The organism is Pseudomonas sp. S2_A02 (assembly GCF_054668495.1).
In genome coordinates, this window is the sequence record NZ_CP162776.1 from 3,452,708 (window position 1) to 3,470,253 (window position 17,546).

Annotated in this window: 17 protein-coding genes; 4 read left to right on the forward strand and 13 right to left on the reverse strand. The window is 60.4% G+C overall.

Annotation, left to right across the window (positions count from 1 at the left end; translation table 11 throughout):
* Nucleotides 1-8: 8 nt before the first annotated feature.
* The 11 genes from pgaD to AB4O41_RS15855 form a co-directional block, all read right to left on the reverse strand.
* Nucleotides 9-536: a poly-beta-1,6-N-acetyl-D-glucosamine biosynthesis protein PgaD gene (gene pgaD, locus AB4O41_RS15805; protein ID WP_460143837.1), complete on the reverse strand. Its 528-nt coding sequence runs from the start codon at nucleotides 534-536 to the stop codon at nucleotides 9-11.
* On the reverse strand, nucleotides 533-1,888 hold the full coding sequence (pgaC, locus tag AB4O41_RS15810) for a poly-beta-1,6-N-acetyl-D-glucosamine synthase (RefSeq protein WP_460143838.1): 1,356 nt from the start codon (nucleotides 1,886-1,888) through the stop codon (nucleotides 533-535). The genes pgaD and pgaC overlap by 4 nt, the downstream gene beginning before the upstream one ends.
* Before the next feature lies 1 nt (nucleotide 1,889).
* A complete protein-coding gene (gene pgaB / locus AB4O41_RS15815) occupies nucleotides 1,890-3,881 on the reverse strand; it encodes a poly-beta-1,6-N-acetyl-D-glucosamine N-deacetylase PgaB (RefSeq protein WP_460143839.1) in 1,992 nt (663 codons plus the stop codon).
* A gap of 12 nt (nucleotides 3,882-3,893) precedes the next feature.
* Complete coding sequence (gene pgaA / locus AB4O41_RS15820) at nucleotides 3,894-6,374, reverse strand: poly-beta-1,6 N-acetyl-D-glucosamine export porin PgaA (RefSeq protein WP_460143840.1); 2,481 nt, start codon at nucleotides 6,372-6,374, stop codon at nucleotides 3,894-3,896.
* A gap of 364 nt (nucleotides 6,375-6,738) precedes the next feature.
* Nucleotides 6,739-8,250: a YdgA family protein gene (locus AB4O41_RS15825; protein ID WP_460143841.1), complete on the reverse strand. Its 1,512-nt coding sequence runs from the start codon at nucleotides 8,248-8,250 to the stop codon at nucleotides 6,739-6,741.
* A 301-nt stretch (nucleotides 8,251-8,551) separates the two neighbouring features.
* On the reverse strand, nucleotides 8,552-9,187 hold the full coding sequence (locus AB4O41_RS15830) for an NADH:ubiquinone oxidoreductase subunit N (RefSeq protein ID WP_460143842.1): 636 nt from the start codon (nucleotides 9,185-9,187) through the stop codon (nucleotides 8,552-8,554).
* Between the two features lie 80 nt (nucleotides 9,188-9,267).
* Nucleotides 9,268-10,716, reverse strand: a complete 1,449-nt coding sequence (locus AB4O41_RS15835; RefSeq protein WP_460143843.1) for an efflux transporter outer membrane subunit — start codon at nucleotides 10,714-10,716, stop codon at nucleotides 9,268-9,270.
* The gene (locus AB4O41_RS15840) at nucleotides 10,713-11,585 is read right to left on the reverse strand and encodes an efflux RND transporter periplasmic adaptor subunit (protein WP_460143844.1); all 873 of its coding nucleotides are present in this window, start codon (nucleotides 11,583-11,585) and stop codon (nucleotides 10,713-10,715) included. The genes AB4O41_RS15835 and AB4O41_RS15840 overlap by 4 nt, the downstream gene beginning before the upstream one ends.
* Before the next feature lie 10 nt (nucleotides 11,586-11,595).
* Nucleotides 11,596-11,805, reverse strand: a complete 210-nt coding sequence (locus AB4O41_RS15845; RefSeq protein WP_007899582.1) for a DUF1656 domain-containing protein — start codon at nucleotides 11,803-11,805, stop codon at nucleotides 11,596-11,598.
* Entirely contained in the window at nucleotides 11,802-13,874 is a 2,073-nt protein-coding gene (locus tag AB4O41_RS15850) for an FUSC family protein (protein WP_460143846.1), read from the reverse strand. The genes AB4O41_RS15845 and AB4O41_RS15850 overlap by 4 nt, the downstream gene beginning before the upstream one ends.
* Nucleotides 13,871-14,299, reverse strand: coding sequence for a MarR family winged helix-turn-helix transcriptional regulator (locus AB4O41_RS15855; protein WP_460143847.1), 429 nt, complete (start codon nucleotides 14,297-14,299; stop codon nucleotides 13,871-13,873). Before AB4O41_RS15855 ends, AB4O41_RS15850 begins: the two co-directional genes overlap by 4 nt.
* Nucleotides 14,300-14,496: 197 nt before the next feature.
* Here AB4O41_RS15855 and AB4O41_RS15860 point away from each other — a divergent pair, with 197 nt between their 5' ends.
* Together AB4O41_RS15860 and AB4O41_RS15865 are read left to right on the forward strand one after the other, a co-directional pair.
* A complete protein-coding gene (locus AB4O41_RS15860; protein WP_008068580.1) occupies nucleotides 14,497-14,775 on the forward strand; it encodes a hypothetical protein in 279 nt (92 codons plus the stop codon).
* Nucleotides 14,772-15,053, forward strand: coding sequence for a type II toxin-antitoxin system RelE/ParE family toxin (locus tag AB4O41_RS15865; RefSeq protein WP_460143848.1), 282 nt, complete (start codon nucleotides 14,772-14,774; stop codon nucleotides 15,051-15,053). The genes AB4O41_RS15860 and AB4O41_RS15865 overlap by 4 nt, the downstream gene beginning before the upstream one ends.
* Before the next feature lie 3 nt (nucleotides 15,054-15,056).
* Here the strand turns inward: AB4O41_RS15865 and AB4O41_RS15870 are convergent, their stop codons facing one another.
* Together AB4O41_RS15870 and AB4O41_RS15875 are read right to left on the reverse strand one after the other, a co-directional pair.
* Entirely contained in the window at nucleotides 15,057-15,302 is a 246-nt protein-coding gene (locus tag AB4O41_RS15870) for a DUF2789 domain-containing protein (RefSeq protein ID WP_008068578.1), read from the reverse strand.
* 131 nt (nucleotides 15,303-15,433) lie between these two features.
* The gene (locus AB4O41_RS15875) at nucleotides 15,434-15,901 is read right to left on the reverse strand and encodes an aminoacyl-tRNA deacylase (protein WP_460143849.1); all 468 of its coding nucleotides are present in this window, start codon (nucleotides 15,899-15,901) and stop codon (nucleotides 15,434-15,436) included.
* Between the two features lie 212 nt (nucleotides 15,902-16,113).
* Here AB4O41_RS15875 and AB4O41_RS15880 point away from each other — a divergent pair, with 212 nt between their 5' ends.
* Together AB4O41_RS15880 and AB4O41_RS15885 are read left to right on the forward strand one after the other, a co-directional pair.
* On the forward strand, nucleotides 16,114-16,662 hold the full coding sequence (locus AB4O41_RS15880; protein WP_460143850.1) for an NfeD family protein: 549 nt from the start codon (nucleotides 16,114-16,116) through the stop codon (nucleotides 16,660-16,662).
* Between the two features lie 2 nt (nucleotides 16,663-16,664).
* On the forward strand, nucleotides 16,665-17,423 hold the full coding sequence (locus tag AB4O41_RS15885; protein ID WP_258618729.1) for a slipin family protein: 759 nt from the start codon (nucleotides 16,665-16,667) through the stop codon (nucleotides 17,421-17,423).
* Nucleotides 17,424-17,546 lie beyond the last annotated feature (123 nt).

Here is a 17,546-nt window from a genome sequence, read left to right on the forward strand (position 1 = left end):
TACCAGGCTCAGACGTGACTCACCGGCTCTCGATTGTCGTCATCTTCGGCCGGTAAGCGAATCACGAACGGATGCTCAAGCGGCGCCAAAGGCGATGGCAGTTGGGCCGGGGCGACCGGGAAGAAGTGCGTAACGATATGACTGACATCGCCATCCTGATCGTTATGAATGGTCATCGAACCCGGCGTGCGCAGTTTCGCCAGCCGGTCGCCGGTCAACTTGAAGCTTTTGCTGAGCCCCTGATCATCCACCACCGGCGCCGGCAAACGGCGCTGGGCGAAGCTCTTGCTTTTGCGCTGTTGATAACGCGCCCACGTGATCAAGATCACCGCGTTCAACAACGCCACCCACAGGTAAATCTGCAACGTGCCCAGGGCGTCGAAAAATGACGTATTGATGCGTGGGCCGTCATGGGTATCGAACAACGGCCACAAACCCTGCGCCAGCAAATACAGCAGCCCGACCCAGGCGAGCACAGTGAAGAAAACATCGATCACGACCAGAAAGGGCCGCTGCCGGGTTCTGATGATTTTCATTTGATGACCTCCTCTTCATCATCATTCAGCGGCTTGATGCCCCGGTCCGGACTGACCCAGCGCGCGCGCTTTTGATGTTGGCCGAACAGCACTTTGGGGAAACTGACCAGAGTGGTGAACAAGCTGATAAGCCAGAACACCAGCGGATACCAGACCACCCAGAACATGGTCTTGCCGAGGCCCTTTTCATAACGGCGGTCGATCAAGATGCTGACTGCGAATTGCACCAGGCAGACCACTGCCAACAGCAGCCCGGTAAACGCCGGCGGCATCAGGTGATCAACGGCAATGGCTGGCGGCATTTCGACGAACTTGCCAACGCCCCAGAAAATCACTGACAGCAGAAAGGTGAACGCCCAACCAGTGGACAGGCAATATTCGAACAGCAGCGGCCAGAGGTAACGATGGCGGTATTGCCAGATGCCACGGATGTTCTTGAACAGCACCTCGGCGCCGCCCTGGGCCCAGCGCAGACGCTGCTTCCACAGGCCGCCGAGGGTTTCCGGCATGAGGATCCAGCACAACGCACGGGGCTCGTAGAAAATGCTCCAGTGATCCAGTTGCAGCTTCCAACTGATGTCGATGTCTTCGGTGATCATGTCCGGGCTCCAGTAGCCGACCCGGTTCAGCGCTGTGCGACGGAAGGCGACAATTACCCCAGAGACGGTAAAGATCCGCCCGAACACTCGCTGGGTGCGCTTGATCAGGCCGATGATCGACGAGAACTCGCCGACCTGCACGCGGCCGATCAAGGTCGAACGGGTGCGGATTCGCGGATTGCCGGTCACGGCGCCCAGTCGCGCATTGTCGAGCATCGGCGCCACCAGATACGCCGCGGTGTTCGGCGCCAGCAGCGCGTCACCGTCGATGCACACCAGATACTCGCTGCGCGCCGCAATGGCGCCCATGCGCAGAGCCACGGCCTTGCCCTGGTTCTCCGCCAGGTGCAGCACCCGCAGACGCGGATCCTGCGCCGCCAGTGCATCGAGCACCGCGGCGGTGTTGTCCTTGGAGCCGTCGTTGATCGCGATCACTTCGATGTTCGGGTAATGCTGGGCCAGCGCCGCGTGAATGGTATCGGCCGCGTTGTCCCCTTCGTTGTAGCAAGGGATCAGGATCGAGATCAGCGGCTCGCCGGCCAGCGGTGGCGGCAAAGTGTTGTCCTGCCACGGCCAGTGCCGCTCCCAGTGCAGCCAGAAATACAGGCCGCCGGCGATCCACAGCCCCGACATGAACAGTGGATAGAAGAACACGAAGTCCATCAGGAATTGCCCGGTGAGCAGAAAGATCAGCCCGAGGGGAACCCCAAGGACGATCGCCAGAACCAGCAGGGCTAAAAGTCTGTCCAGCATGTTATGGATTCCACTTGTTAGAGAGCGCGGGCCGCACGGTTTTCAGATCCGGATGGTTCTCGAGGAAGTTGTCCGGGTAGTAGCCGAAACTGGTGGCGCCCTGACGCTTGAGACGGCCCATCCAGTCAGCCAACTGTTTGCCGCCGATGTCGGCGTTTTTCGTCCAGTCACGGGCCTGCAATTCGAACACCGTGCGGTCGAGCGCGCCGGGGCGCGATTTCACCGTCGCCACCAGCGTTTCGAGCCAAGGGCCGGATTGCTGGCGGCTCTGTTTTTCCATGAGTGGCATGGCCATTGGCGCGGTCCAGTCGTAGGCGCTCAGGAAGTCATCGAGGTTCTGCGCGAACCAGGCTTCGCTCTCGGGGTTGAGCATTGGTTCGGCGAAAATATTGCGCGCCGTTTTCACTTGCGGGCCACGAATGGCGCGAACCTTGGCGGTCAGTTCGTGAGTGAAATCGATCAGGTAGCGGCTCTTGAATCGCGTCCAGCGTTGCAAGGTGGCCGGATCGGCACGCAGGGCGGCAATCGAACCGGGCAGACCGTTGGCGGCATAGACTTTCAGGGCTTCAGGCCCGGCGTCTTCGAAGTCCGACAATACCGCGTCATCGTGATAGAGGATGCCGTCGACCGAGGTCAGGCGTGCCATGTCTTCGTAGATTTCACCGATGATGCGCCGCACGTTCGGATCGAATGGCGACAAGCGCTTGTATTGGTCCGGATCGATCGACGTGGTAGCGGTTTTCGGGTCCCAACGAGTGACCCGTGGCAACTTCGAGTTCAGGGCAAAACTCAGCACCGGCATCCATGCAAAGACTTTGACGTTAGCCCGAGTGCGTAACTGCCAAGCCACACGGTCGAAGAGGTCGGCGCGCACCGGCAGGTGCCGGTTAGGGAAGTACAGCGAGTGCACCAGGCCATCACCCGCAGGGTCGGCGAAGGCTTGCAGGAACACCGTGTTGGCGCCCATGTCGGCCATGCGCTGGATCAGTTTGCCGAGGTTGATTTCCTGTTGGGCCGGGTCCGGGTCGTAGACGTTGTCCAGGTCCACATGCACCACACGCATAGGTGATTCGGTCTGCACCGAGACGATGCTGTTGGCAAAACGCTCGCCATTCGGATCCGAAGCCACCAAAAAGCGCGGGTTGCTCATTAGGTTGTCGAGGGCATCGAGGCCATCTTCCAGGGTCAGGGCCATCTGATAACCCTGTTCGTTGACCACTTGCAGTGAGGTGCCGTCCGCCGCGCCGTATGGCCAGACCCAGACACGCGGTTTGTAACCGGTGACCTTGCGGATTTTCTCCGAAATGGCCGCCACATCGGCGCGCATCCGGGCCTGAAATTGGGCTTCGGTTTCATAGCGTCCGTTAACAGCGTCATAGCGCCGGGTCGCGGCCGCCGGTTGCAGGTTGCCTTGCGGGTTGGCCAATACGCCTTTGTGGCTGGCGTCGGTGTGGGCGGCGATTTCCACCAGACCGGATCGGGAAGTCTCGCGGATCTGATCCCAAGTCAGGAAGTCCGAACGCTTGCGCGGTGTACCGGCGAAATCCACCGGCTGGTTCAGCGGCGTATCGATCCATACCCCGACCGGCGCCAGCAAGGCATGCCAGTTATAGGCGCGCAGCACTGGCAACACGCGGGTGTAGAAGCTCGAATAACCGTCATCGAAACTCAACATGATCGCCCGGGGCGGTAGTTCAGGGCCGCCGTTGCGAGCAGCCAGGACTTGGTCGACGGTAACCGGCTTGTAGTTGTTCTCCCGCAGCCATGCCAGTTGCTCGAGCAGGCGCTCGGTGCGCACGGCCACTACCGCCTGATCGGGGTCGCGGTCTTCGACATCGTGGTAAGCGATCCCGAGTACGTGGTTTTTCGGCCACGGCTTTTCATTGGCCGACACCGGGCGTTCGGACGGCGGTGCGAAGGCCGGGGCTTGCTGGGCGCAGGCGCTGATCAACAGCGCTCCCAGCAGAAGGATGAAACGCGAAATAAAAGGCATCTTCAAACTCTTCTAGAAGCGGTAAGTGAGGTCGACGAGCAGGCGCAGATCAGTTTCGCGGTCGCCGTCATAAGGCCGGTTGATCACGCTCAGCAGGCCACCCACCTCCAATACGTCGTTCCAGCTGTAGCGCTGGCCGTAACCCAGCAGGCCGACGCCGCCGGTCCCGTGATCGCGCTGGCTATAGGTACCCGCACCGGCCTGGAACTGCTGGCTCCAGGAGGTTTCATAGCGGTGATAGAGCACGTGGTTGACGTTCACCGTCGGCAGCACGCTGAAGTCGGATTTGGGATTGAAGTACGGCACGTCGTCGGACTTGGAGTTATGGCTGGTGCCGACCTCCAGGCCGAGGTCGACCTGCAGTCCAGGCGCGCGGTAAACACCCTCGCGACCGGTGAGCAAGGCTTCGACACGATTGTTGCCATCGCTGAAGTGCGAGGGGCTGACCGCCAGTCTCCATTCTCGGCTCTCATTGGCGCGCCAACGGATGAAGCCGCTGCCGCCGTTGGCGGTAATGTCGCTGTTCAAGGCCCGCAGCGGCGTCTGCGCCGACAGGTATTCGAGGCTCCCGCCGTACTGCCAGTGATCGTCGATGTCTCGGGCAATCGCCAGGCGAGCGCCCTGTTTGTCACCGAAGCCATAGGAATGGTTGGAGACTTCCGCTTCCAGGGTCATGTCGCGGGTTCGACGCTCAAGCCCGACGCGTTGAAAACGATGGTGGCCGGTGCCTTCCTGGAAGTCGCCGGTGGCGTAACCGGCACCGGCGAACACGCGCCAGTCTTCATCGATGGGCGGGCTGTACAACGTGGTTTCGATGCCGAAATCGCGACTGCCGTTGACCGCACCGGCGTCGCCGTTACCGCCGCCATAACTCTTGCCGCCATAGGCCTCCACCCGCAGCTCGGCCATGTCATGGACTTCACGCTGACGCTGTAAACGCTGGACCTGACGGTTGTTCGGATAGCGCGCGACCACATCGTCGGTCAGCGCATCCATCTGCCGCCATTCCTGCAGATCCATGGCGGTGTGACCTTGCGCAACTTCCAGGCCGATGTCCCGTGGCGCCGTGCTCTCGGTTTCCTTGAGCTGATTTTCGGCGCGCCGTGGCCAGTCCCGGGCCAGGTACAAATCGGCCTGGGCCAGACGCAGGCCGAGGTTGCCGGGCGCCTGCTCCACCAGCGCCTGCAAACGCTGTTCGCCCGACGGCAGGTCAGCGCCATAGGTGCCGGCCTGGGCAGCGAGTTGCTGCGCGTCCATCCATTCATCGTTGGGATTGCCCACCGGCAAGCCCTTGAGCTCGACGCGTGGTTTCTGAGTCTTGGCCAGGTCTTCAGCGACCTGACGCGCTTCATTGGCCTTATCGCTTTCGAGCAAGGCGTAATAGAGCGCGGTGCTGTCTTCCAGGCGGTCGCCGACATCGGCATCCGGCGCCACCAGCACCTGACGATACAAATCGGTGGCGATTTCTGGCTGACGCTGGTCCAGATAGGACGACGCCACCCAACGCAGGGCGTAGATCGGAATCTTCACGCCTTCGGCGAGCAGCTTCTGGTATTCGGCGATCACATCGGCGGTGCGCGCACGGGCCTTGAGGGCGCCCATCCGATCGATTCGCCAGCGGATGACGTCATCGTGGGCCTGAGGATCAGGCGTCCAGGTCGCCAGCAACTGGTCGTAATCGGCCAGCGCCCGATCAGCGATCACATAACGTTCTTTTTCGCTGCGAGTGGCCAGCTCGGCCAACCGCACGCGCTCTGCGGCCAGATCACCTTCAATACGTCGCAGCGTGACCGGATCCAGCAATCCCGGCCGCTGACGCGCCAGGCGCAAGGCCGGTTCCGGCAAACGGGCGCGTTGCAGGGCAATCACGTATTCCCGAGCGACATCGGGCTTGCTGCCGGCGCGGATGAAGGCCTGGTCGTATTCAAACAATGCGTCGTAGGTGGCACCGGCGCGGGTCAAGGCGTAGGCCAAGGCCAGGCGGCGGGAAGGATCATCCGGTTTCGCCGCCACCAGCGCCCTGGCGCGGGCAACCGCCTCGTCAGGTTTACCGGCGTCGGCCTGAGTCATCGCCAGCCCCAGCTGCAGATCGGCATTTTGCGGTTCAAGGGCCAAGGCCTTGTTGTACACCTGGGTCGCCGAGTCCCAGCGCTTGAGGTTGCGATAGGCGCGCGCGGTGGCGGTCAAAGCCTGAACCGGCAACGCCCGATTGTGCCCCTGGGTTTCATAGACCTGGACCACTTCGGCATCCAGCCCAGCCCAGCTGGCGATCTGCAAGTGATCGCTGATCTGGCCGGTGGTGGCCTGACTTACCGGCACCTGACGCAACGCAGTCAGCGCAGGCGTGTAATTGCCGGCCCGGGCATCGCGAACCATTTGGTCGTAGGGGGGGTCGGCGAGCGCTGGCATCGGCCACAGCAACTGGCCGCAGAGCGCAACGCGAAACAAGGGGCGCAACCCACGATGAATAAAGGGACCAGCAAAACACGGCATTCGTCAGCATCCTTACATGGCTAGCCGGGTCGCAATGTCCCTTGCCCATTCGTAACGAGAAAAGCCGGGGCGAAAGACCCAGCCAAGCTTTATCGACGCAGTCTTGCATGCAAGCGTAGTCGACTATTCAGAACACAATAATTATTCAGATTCCTGACGCTCGGGTCTTCTCTGGTGCCAGTCAGCCCAGCGCAGCCCTTGTGGGAGCGAGCAGGCTCGCTCCCACAGAGGTTGCAGTGTTCATGTCCTTGACTGACAGGCATCAGGGCCTCCTTTCCCCTCTCCTCGTTTCAAAACCCCAGACAGCAAAACGCCCGGCGTCTGCGTGTTGCAGAGGCCGGGCGTTGCGCTGAAGCCTGCGGTTTTACTGGATGGTGACGTTGCCAGTGCCGCCGAGTTTGCTCATTACGAAGCCGACAAACTCCTCCAGGGTCATTTTCTGGCCGTTGAAGTCCACTTGATTATTGGCGTAGTGCAGTTTGGTGACGACATTGTTGCCGTCCAGTTTCGCCAGTTGCGTGCCGACCGCCATGCTGCCGAACATGTCGGCGGTTGCACTCGCCTGATCGGCAATGAGCTTGGCGTCGGTCTGGCCGTCGATTTGCGACTGCACGGTGAGCACGTCAACCAGCATTGGCTTGGACACCAGTACGTTGAAGTCCAGCAGCGCGATCAATTGCTTGACCAACTGGTCTGGTGGCAGGTCCATGGACTGCGGTTTGGTCAGGTCCAGCACCAGGTTGGCGCGGCTTTCGCCGTTGCTGGTGTTGAACGACAGGTTTTCCAGGGCCACCTGCGGGCCGGCGGCCAGCAGTTTCTCCAGGCCAATTTTGACTTGCGCCTCTTCAGCCGGGGTCAGGTTCAGTTCCGGCGCCGGTTCACCCGCGGCAGCGGCTTCAGCGGCGGCCTTCTCGTACGGTTGCAGTTTGGTCTGGTAGATCTGCATCAGCGACATCGTTGACGGGATGTCGAGGTTTTTCAGGCTCATTGCCATCTGTGCGGAACCGATAACCTTGCCGTTCAAGGACACTTCACCGACCTTGTAATCGGCACGCCCCGAAGCGTTGGTGCCCGACTCCTCGGTCTTGTTCTTCATTTCAAAATTCTTGAAACCGAGTACCGATTGCTTGGGACCAAAGGTGGTTTTGCTGTTGGTCAGCTCGAGGGTGTTGTCGCCGACGTAATAGCCGTAGGTGCTTTTGTTCAGGTTACTGGCCAGGGTCAAGCCGTTGAGCTCGACCTGCACCGGGGTCTGATCTTCGGCCACGGTGGTCAGCTTCAGGCTGTCCATGTAACCGTCAGCCTTGACCTTTTGCGCCTGGGCGCTGGCAGCCACGTCGAGTTTCAACCCGGAGAACGTCAGATTGGACTTGTCATCCAGGGCTGCTTCCAGCGGCAGAAATTCGAGGGTGCCTTTGGTGGAGTTGTCGTAGCCGATGTTGACCACGCCTTTGACCGGGGAGTTGTCCTTGGCGGCCGCGAACCACTTCTCGGTCAACGGGGTCTTTTCCAGCTCGTAGTGACTGGTGGCCAGGACCGGCAACCATTTCAGCGACACCAGACGCGAGAACGGCAGCGGGCCGTGTTCGATATGGTCGACGAACAACATCTCCATCGGCGCTTCACCAAACATCTCGCCCTCGCCCTTGAGGCGGTAGTGCGCGGTACTGCTGAACACATGGCGCTCCAGCGAGACCAGCTCCAGCGACGCCGTGCCGTTGGAACCTGCCAGCGCGGCTTGCAGCTCTTTGTTGGCATCGGCGATCGAGGTGTTCAGCACCCCATCGAGTTTGCTGCCGGTGTACCACGCACCGCCGGCACTGATTGCACCGATGGCCACGACAATTCCTAGAAGCACGCCTGCTGATTTATTCATGAAGTACCCGTCAATGTCCGTTGTTGAAAGTGTGGTCGTCTTCCCTGAACCCATGACGGGTTGCGGTCACGACTGCGCTAAAAGTGGGATGGAGATTAGCATTTGCGCCGCAAAGCGGCCCAATGATTAAAGGTGAAAGAGTGTCTATGGGATATTGCTGCTTGTGGACAACTGGCAAGGGTTGAGAGTTTCGGCGGTCATGCAATCGCCTTCGCGGGCAAGCCTCGCTCCTACAAAGGATCACACCGAACCTGTAGGAGCGAGGCTTGCCCGCGAAGGCGTCAGTCCAGCCAACCTCAACTCAGGAATACTGAACCTCAATCTCATCCAATTGATGATCAAAACTCTTGAGCCGCGCCGTCCACGTATACACCAGCACTTCAAAATCCCGATTGATCACCGCCCCGCCGGTCACTTCCGCGCGCGGGTCGCAGAAATCCAGCTGATAGCGTTCACGGGCCATGGCGTTGGCGACATCAGACAACTCTCGCGCATTGTTGAGCCAGTGCCACCCCTCGTCGGCCACTTGCTTGTCCAGCGCCAGGCATTGTTTTTTCAAGGTTTCGAGGCTTTTTTCCAGCGGCGTACCGGTGAGTTCGCCCATGACTTCCTGGAACGTGCGCCCCGGTTGCCAGTAACTGCCCCAGAAATACCGGTCGAACACCGTTTCGACGCGACGCAAAGCCACCTTGGTGTCCCAGATCTGCACCAGGATCTTGCCTTGTTCGAGTTGCCGTTTCTTGATGCGCTGGCCCTGTAATGAAGCCCAGGCGACCACCACGATAGCCATCACGGCGATCAACGCCGCCACGCTGTCGAGGAATATCAGCGCCGTGTCGAGCTGGTGGGCAAGCATGACGCCGTAGAAATAGGTGGCCGACAGCAAAACCAATGCCGCAATGGCGCACCAGAAGCCGGGAGCATAAGGGTTTTTCATTATTAGATCCCCATGACCAACGCAAGCCTGATCGATGGGTTCGCCGCGCGCCCCCATCAATTCAAAGCATAGCAACGGCCTCAGGGTTTGCCGGGTTGTGACCCTTGCGTTCGTCCGCTTTCCCAGCCGCCGCCCAAAGCCAGGAACAAATCGATCTGGCTCATCGCGACTTGGGTGTTGGCCGAGGCCAGTTGCGCCCGTACGTCGGTGTAGGTGCGGGTGGCTTGCAGGTCCGCTAAAAACGACGCGCGGCCGGCCTGAAAGAAGCGGTGGGTCTGGTCTGCCGCCAGTTGCGCCGATTGCTCGGCATCTGCCAACGCATCGCGGCGCTGAAGCTGCGCGGAATATTGCGCCAGGCCGGTCTGAGTCTCGCGGATGGCGTTGAGCACTACGCCATCGAAATGCGCCAGCGCGCCTTGGGTCGCTGCCTCGGCCTCACGGATTCGCGCGCGAGAGCCGTTGGACGGCACGGTCCAGCTCAGCAGCGGGCCGAAGCCCCAGCGATTGGTCGCCGGTTTGCCGAGGTTTTCCAGAATCCCGACCGTGCCAACGGTCGCGCCGATGCTGATGTCCGGGTACAACTCGCCGGTTGCAATGCCGATACCGGCGGTTGCGGCCGCCAATCTGCGCTCGGCCTGCCGCACGTCGGGTCGACGCTTGAGCAGTGTGGCACCGTCACCCACCGGCAACAATTGCGCAATTTTTGGCAGCTCGGCGCAGTCGCTGGTGCCCGCGGGCAATTGCTCGACCGGTTTGGCCAGCAGCATCGATAAGCGGAACAGTCCGGCCTGACGTGCCGCTTCATAACGCGGCAATTCGGCACGCAAGGATTTGAATTGGGTTTGTGAACGGGTGACCTGGGTTTCATCACCGCGCCCGGCATCGCGCAAGCGCTGGGTCAGCGTGGTGCTCTGGGCTTGCAGGTCGAGGGAATGCTGAGCGATCGCCCGCTCTTCGTTGGCCGCGCAGACCTGGGTGTAAGCCCGCACCACATCGGCCACCAACGTGATGCGCGCGGTGTCCGCTGCTGCCTGGGTCGCATCGGCATTGGCTTTGGCCGCTTCGATGCCGCGCTGCAACGTGCCGAACAGGTCGAACTGATAGGACGTAGTGATCCCGATGTCACCGACGTTGGCCACCGGCACTTTATCCGCCAGCAAGAACGCCTCGCCGGACTCCTGCAAACGCTGGGCACCGACTTTCACGCCGCCGCTCCAACCGCCCGCCGCCTGCGCTTCGTCGACCTGAGCGCGAGCCCGAGAAAGATTCGCCGCCGCCACCCGCAAATCGGTGTTGGAGGCCATGGCCTGCTGCACCAATTGGTCCAGTCGCGGATCCTGATACAACCGCCACCAATCGCTGGGCACCGGTGCCGAGACGACACTCTTGCCGTTCACCGCCAGATCACCCTGAAAGTCATCGCGGTGCACGGCGGCCTCGTCCGGCAAGTGATAATCCGGCCCGACCACCTGACAGGCCGACAGCAGCAGCCCTAACCCGGCCACCGCCAAACCCGAGGCCCTGCTCATTGCGCCGGCTCCCGGGTTTGATCGTCGATGATCGACACCGTGGCCGTACGGCCGGCAATCATGCGGAAGTCCGCTGGCACCTCGTCGAAGGCAATACGCACTGGAATCCGCTGCGCCAGCCGCACCCAGCTGAACGCCGGATTGACGTTGGGCAACAAATTGCTGCCGCTGCTGCGATCACGGTCTTCGATGCCGGCGACGATGCTTTCCACGTGCCCGCGCAGCCGAGCGCGGTCGCCGACGACCCGAATATCGACGCCTTGGCCGACATGAATGCCATCCAGCTTGGTTTCTTCGAAATAACCGTCGATGTGGAACGAATTGCTGTCCACCACCGACAACACCGGCCGTCCGGCGGTGACGAACTCCTGGGAACGCGGCGCACGGTCATTGACGTAGCCATCCACCGGGCTGCGGATCAGCGAACGGTCGAGGTTGAGCTGGGCACTGTCCACCGCCACCTGCGCCTCCATTAACGCCACTTCGGCGCGGGCGACACGGGACTGGCTTTCTTCCAGTTGTTCGGCCGGGACCAGATTGCCGAGGCCACGGTTACGCTTAGCCTCGCGCTGAGCCTGGGCCAGGGTTTCCTGGCGGTCGGCGACGGCAGCCTTTGCCTGGCGCAACGCCAGTTTGAAACGGTCCTGATCGATGCTGAACAGCACCTGGCCGCGTTTCACCCATTGGTTATCGCGCACCTCCACTTGCTGGATCAGCCCCGACACGTCCGGGGCGATCTGCACGATGTCGGCGCGGATGTGCCCGTCCCGGGTCCAGGGCGCGAACATGTAATACATGACCATGCGCCAGACCACGACAACGGCGAAGGTTACGATCAACAGCGTCAGGACCACGCGACCGAGGGTCAAAAAGGTTTTTTCATGTCATCAGGTATCGACTGAGTGAGTCCACGGCGCCTAGCAGCACAGCGTAGAGAGCCACGTTGAACAATGCCCGGTGCCAGACCAGACGGTAAAAGTGCAGACGTGTCAGCAGCCCGTGCACCAACAGGTACAACACGTAGGTAATGCCCATCAGCACCAGCAGCGTGGGCAGGAACACCCCGCTGATATCCAGATCACCGATCATAAAGGCGCTCCATCGATGCCATGGGGAAGCGGTTCTTCAAGCTCACCGGCGCCGACGAACTCCACACCCGGCAGCAAGGCCAGGCGCAAGCCGCTCAGGGCGTGCAGCAAATGCAGACGGGCGCCGTCATCGCACTCGGTGTCGAGGGCACGACGGGTGCGGTCGAGAGTCATCAGCAACGGGCTCGGCGCTGGCAAGCGTTCGTCTGCCTTGAGGCACGCTTTGAAGTACTCGCCGACTTCGCCCACCACTTGTTGCAGCAGCACCTGCGGCACGCCCACCACACGCGGCGTATAGGCCAGCAGGTCGAGCAGATTCAACGCCACGCGAACTTCCCGCAATGCAATCCCGGTGTCCTGGCCGGTCATGGCCAGCCGCGGCAAGTGCTGCATCAGGCGATCGAGGATCTGCACGCCCAATTGCCGGTGTTCGGCCAGCGTGGCGGGCTCGGTCAGGCTGACGATGTCATGCCAGCTGAAACGGGTCAGGCGCTTGGCCGCCAGTTCCGCGCCGAATGGCCGGGCGATCAGGGTCCAGATGAACGCGAACAGCAAGCCCATGGGCCCGGCCAGGTTGGAGTTGGCGAAGCTGAGGAAATCCGCGTCGTAGGCACCCTGAATGCTGATGAAGGACGACGTGTTGACGATGGTCAGCAACATGCCCAGATAGAAGCGCGGTTGCACCGTCAGGGTGCCGACGCAAATGAATGGAATGGCAAACGCCAGCACCAGCATCGGGAAATCATGCAGGTTCGGCAGGATCAGAAACAGATAAAGGCTGGCGAACAGCACCGACATCGCGGTCCAGAAAAAGAACCGGTAGATCTGCGGTGCCGGGTCGTCCATCGAAGCGAAAAAACTGCACGCCACCGCCGCCAGAATCACCGCACTACCGCCGTCGGTCCAGCCGAGCAGAATCCACAGCACCGAGGCGACGATGATGGCGGTGACCGTGGACGCGGCCGAATAGAGCATCAAGCCACGGTCGAGAAACGGCGACAGCCGACCGAGGCGCCAGTGCCGATACACCGCGCGCCAACTGTCCTGGCTCTCGCACTGAATGGCGTATTGCAGGCTGCGGCAGTCTTGCCACACATCGATCCATTCGCCGAGGCGATACAGCGCGTTGGAAAACAGCAACTGCTTGCGATCCTCCAGCGCCTCGGCATTCGGTTGCAGCGCTTGGAGCTGGTTTTTCAGGGCTTGCCAGCGGTCGAGGTCCGCGTCTTTGTGGTCGAGCCATTCGGTGGTCGCGGTCAGCAGTGGCGCGAACTTATCCACAAGCTCCGGCGTGCGTCGCTCGAGGGCATAGAGCGCGTCGTCGAGGGCATCGATCACCGGCAGCAGATGGATCATTCGCCCGCGCAGTTCCTTGGTGTTGCGCACCGTTTGCGGTCGCGCACCTTCATGAGGCAACTGACCGATCATCAATTCCAGACTGTTGAAGTTCGCCACCATCGATGAACGCAGGGCACTGACTTCGTCCGGCTGCACGTTGCGACTGAGGAAGCGCAGGCTGTAGGTCGAGGCATCGGCGAACCATTTATTCACCGAATCGTTGAACACCGGCGCCAGCCGCCGTGGCCAGAACATGGCGCCGACCACTGCCGCACAGGCGATGCCGAGAAAGATCTCTTCGGTGCGCGCCTCGGCCACGTCCCACACCGCCAACGGGTTATCCACCACCGGCAGGGCGATCAGCGGCAAGGTGTAACCGGCGAGCATCAAGGCGTAGCTGTTGGCAGTGCGCAGATGCAAGGACAGAAACAGCAAAATCCCGGTCCACAGCGCGATGACCAACACCAGCACATAAGGGCTTTGCACAAACATCGGCACAAAAAAAACAGCTGCCGCCGCACCGAGCAAAGTGCCAATGGCGCGGTACAACGCCTTGGAGCTGGTAGGGCCGACGAACGGGCTGGAAACGATGTACACCGTGGCCATCGCCCAATATGGACGCGGCATTTGCATCAGCATGGCGATGTACAGCGCGATCATCGATGCCGCGAACGTGCGCACACCGTAGAACCAGTCCCGCGCCGGGGGCACGCCGGTAAAAAATCCGCTCAAGGTTGAGCCACCGCTGGATGATTGGCCGCTTCGAAAGCTTTCAGTACCCGCAGCGCCGCTTCCAGATCACTCGGGGCGATCCCTTCGAGCACTTCATGGCGCAAACGCACCAACTCGACTTCGACGGCCTGCACCAGTTCGCGACCGGTCTCGGTCAGGCTCAGGCACTTGGCGCGGCGGTCTTGGGTGTCTTCGGTACGACACACGTAACCGGCATGGCACAGCTGATCCAGCAAACGCACCAGAGAAGGACTCTCCATCCCCGCCGCTTGCGCGACCGTCACCTGCCGCACACCCTCGCCCAAACGCCCGATCATCAACAAGGGCGCGGCGCAGGCTTCAGAGATTCCATAGTTGACCAGCGTGGTCTGACAGATCTTCCGCCAATGCCTGGCGGCCACCACCATGGAGCTGCTGATATTCATCTGGAGAGCGTCGAGGTTTTTTGGCACGAGGGAATGCACACACTGTTAGTTTGCTAACTATCAATATGTCACTGGAGGGGAAAGTTGGTCAAGTTTTGAAACAATTTACCGCCGTCTGTCGTAACAAGCACTGCTCGAACCAATGAAAGTAGTGAAGGTGTATATACTTCGTCAGTACATATTCCGAGGACTTGGACATGTCAAAACAAGCCGTTTTCACGATGAAACTCGAACCCGAATTGCGTGAACAGTTCATGGCCGAAGCAGAAGCGTCTCATCGTCCTGCCTCTCAAATTGTCAGGGAAATGATGCGTCAATTCGTTCAAACCCAACGAGAATCGCGTGAGTACGAAGCATTCTTGCAACGTAAGGTCGACAAGGCCCGAGTGTCCATGCGCGCTGGGGATGGCCTGACAAATGAAGAAGTTGAAGCAGAATTCACTGCCAGGCGGGTGCGAGCAGCTATACAAGAATGAAAATAATCTGGACGCCAACAGCAGCACAGGATCGTGCAGACATTTGGGATTACCTGCATGCCGTCAACCCGCAAGCCGCCATCGACATGGACAACCGCTTCAAAGACGCGATATCCCGCATTGCGCTATACCCTGAAAGCGGCCCTGTCGGAATCATTGCAGGTACCCGCGAGTTAATTCCACATCAGAGCTATCGCGTCGTTTATGAATTGGGGCCAGATGCGATCTGGATACTCGCTCTAGCGCATACGTCCCGACAGTGGCCACCAGAAAGATGATTTTTACACCCCTCGCCCCTTCCTCAGCAGCACATCCAGCTGATCCACCACCTCCGCCCAATCCGCATCATCCAGAATCTCCTCACGCAGCAACTCTGCTTGGCTCTCGCTCCAGAAGAACGCGTCCGCCAGGTGCAGTTCGGGTTTGAGCGGTGAATGGGTAGCGATGAATTTATCGATGCTTTCGGCGTCATCAGGCAGGCCGAGTTGTTTGAACAGAGATGGGAGGCTGTGGGTAGGGGATTCCATGTCGGGCTCCTTCGTAATGGCTAAATGGGATGACCGCTGCGCGGTCGATCGCGAGCAGGCTCGCTCCCACAATTGATTGCGTTTCAATGTGAGAGCGAGGCTTGCCCGCGATGACGGCAGTGATGTCGACGCTACGCCGATTGACTCAACTCGCACACCTCGGCGTGCGGCACCATTTTCAAGAATTCCGGCACGCTCATGTGTACCAGATTGTTGTGGTTGCCGGCTTCGAGGTAGATGTCTTTTTGCCGGGTCAGCTGTGGGTCGATGACCATGTCCATCCCGTAAGATTCGCCCAGTGCAGGCACGGCGCCGCGTTCGCAATCGTCGAACAGGTGCGGCAGGTTACTTTCCCGGGTGACTTGCCATTCGCCGCTGCCACGTACTTTGCTCAGGTCCAGGTGACGGCTGGCGGGCAGCACGGCCATCAAGTAATGCCCGTGGCGGTCGTCGAGGATCACCGATTTGGCGACCCTTTCGGCAGGAATGCCCGCGAGCCGAGCCGTTTCAAGGCTGCTGGCCGAGTGCGGGTGGGAAACGATGTCATATTCGCAGTGAGCCTTGTCCAGGCTGTTCTGCACGGTTTTTGCCATACGCATGATGCACCTCGGTGTCCGCAGCAACGAATCGCGGACGATGGTTAACTTTTTATCTCCCTTGAAAGTCTAGGCCCGCTAGTGGAACCCGGCAGGAAATCCGCCCGTCGGACGCTGTCGACAACGGGTCAAAATTCATACAAGTGCAGGCTCAACTAGACTTGTATACAGAGCTACGAACAGCTCGCGGACGGATGACTCTCCCGGAGGGTCAAGTGAACACTCGTTGCTGTGCAATTGCGCTGCTGTTGACCTTGAGCGGATCGGTCTTCGCAGCGGATACCGTCGTCCTGCTGGTTCCCAACCCTATCGGGATCTGGCTGATCACGTTCGGCATAGCATTTCTGATTGCCGAGGCGGCCTTGCCCAATTATGGCGTGGTCGGTCTGGGCGGCATTGTGATGTTCGTAATTGGCGCGGTGATTCTGACCAATACCGAGGTCCCTGTTCCCTTGATGATCGGCCTGGGATTGATCAGTGCTTTGCTGCTGATTTTCCTGCTGATCCACGCCTTGAAAACCCGACCGCGCCGCAACGTCAGCGGCGATGACGAATTACTCGGCAGCGTGACGCCGGTAACGTCGTTGCAGGCTGGCGATGCGTATATCGGCTGGGTCCATCTGCAAGGCGAACAATGGCAGGTACTGAGCGAAACACCGCTGCAACCGGGTCAACAGGTCCGGGTGGTGGCACGCAAGGGTCTACTGCTGGAAGTGGCCGCGGCTGACGCGGCGCCCGCAATGAACAATGATGGCGGAGGATAGTCATGGGCCTGCAACTGGGTTTTGCCGCGCTGCTGTTATTGCTGATTGCATTGGCGGGGTCGACCTTCCGCATCCTGCGCGAATACGAACGCGGCGTGGTGTTTCAGCTCGGACGTTTCTGGCAAGTCAAAGGCCCTGGCCTGATCCTGCTGATTCCGGTGGTTCAGCAAATGGTTCGTGTCGACCTGCGTACCGTGGTGCTCGACATACCGCCGCAAGACGTGATCACCCGCGATAACGTCTCGGTCAAGGTCAATGCGGTGCTGTATTTCCGCGTGCTCGATCCGCAACGGGCGATCATTCAGGTCGAAGACTTTCTCATGGCCACCAGCCAACTGGCGCAGACCACGTTGCGGGCGGTGCTCGGTAAACATGAACTCGATGAATTGCTGGCCGAGCGGGAACGGCTGAACGTCGACGTCCAGCAAGTGCTTGATGCGCAAACCGATGCCTGGGGCATCAAGGTGGCCACCGTCGAGATCAAGCACGTGGACCTCAACGAATCGATGATTCGCGCCATCGCCAAACAGGCCGAGGCCGAACGGGAACGCCGGGCCAAGGTGATCCACGCCGAAGGCGAATTGCAGGCCTCGGAAAAACTCATGCAGGCTGCCGAAATGCTCGGGCGTCAGCCGGGAGCCATGCAGTTGCGTTACATGCAGACGCTGAGTTCGATTGCCGGGGACAAGAGTTCGACCATTGTTTTCCCGCTGCCAATTGAGTTGCTCAAGGGGATGGCGGATTTGTCGTCAAAACCTTGATGCTCTGATGACCTGTGGCGAGGGAGCTTGTCGGATCGCCGCACCGTCTCGCTCGGCTGCGCAGCAGTCGCAGGTGTTGGGGCCGCTTCGCGACCCAGCGGGAGCAAGCTCCCTCGCCACAAA

Bases quoted from the DNA above. Each gene is read 5' to 3' on its own strand.
- AB4O41_RS15825 (WP_460143841.1), bottom strand. From the start codon at position 8,250: ATGAATAAATCAGCAGGCGTGCTTCTAGGAATTGTCGTGGCCATCGGT.
- AB4O41_RS15830 (WP_460143842.1), bottom strand. From the start codon at position 9,187: ATGAAAAACCCTTATGCTCCCGGCTTCTGGTGCGCCATTGCGGCATTG.
- AB4O41_RS15875 (WP_460143849.1), bottom strand. From the start codon at position 15,901: ATGCGTATGGCAAAAACCGTGCAGAACAGCCTGGACAAGGCTCACTGC.
- AB4O41_RS15885 (WP_258618729.1), top strand. From the start codon at position 16,665: ATGGGCCTGCAACTGGGTTTTGCCGCGCTGCTGTTATTGCTGATTGCA.
- AB4O41_RS15855 (WP_460143847.1), bottom strand. From the start codon at position 14,299: ATGAATATCAGCAGCTCCATGGTGGTGGCCGCCAGGCATTGGCGGAAG.
- AB4O41_RS15870 (WP_008068578.1), bottom strand. From the start codon at position 15,302: ATGGAATCCCCTACCCACAGCCTCCCATCTCTGTTCAAACAACTCGGC.
- AB4O41_RS15845 (WP_007899582.1), bottom strand. From the start codon at position 11,805: ATGATCGGTGATCTGGATATCAGCGGGGTGTTCCTGCCCACGCTGCTG.
- pgaA (WP_460143840.1), bottom strand. From the start codon at position 6,374: ATGCCGTGTTTTGCTGGTCCCTTTATTCATCGTGGGTTGCGCCCCTTG.
- AB4O41_RS15865 (WP_460143848.1), top strand. From the start codon at position 14,772: ATGAAAATAATCTGGACGCCAACAGCAGCACAGGATCGTGCAGACATT.
- AB4O41_RS15860 (WP_008068580.1), top strand. From the start codon at position 14,497: ATGTCAAAACAAGCCGTTTTCACGATGAAACTCGAACCCGAATTGCGT.
- pgaB (WP_460143839.1), bottom strand. From the start codon at position 3,881: ATGCCTTTTATTTCGCGTTTCATCCTTCTGCTGGGAGCGCTGTTGATC.
- pgaC (WP_460143838.1), bottom strand. From the start codon at position 1,888: ATGCTGGACAGACTTTTAGCCCTGCTGGTTCTGGCGATCGTCCTTGGG.
- AB4O41_RS15835 (WP_460143843.1), bottom strand. From the start codon at position 10,716: ATGAGCAGGGCCTCGGGTTTGGCGGTGGCCGGGTTAGGGCTGCTGCTG.
- pgaD (WP_460143837.1), bottom strand. From the start codon at position 536: ATGAAAATCATCAGAACCCGGCAGCGGCCCTTTCTGGTCGTGATCGAT.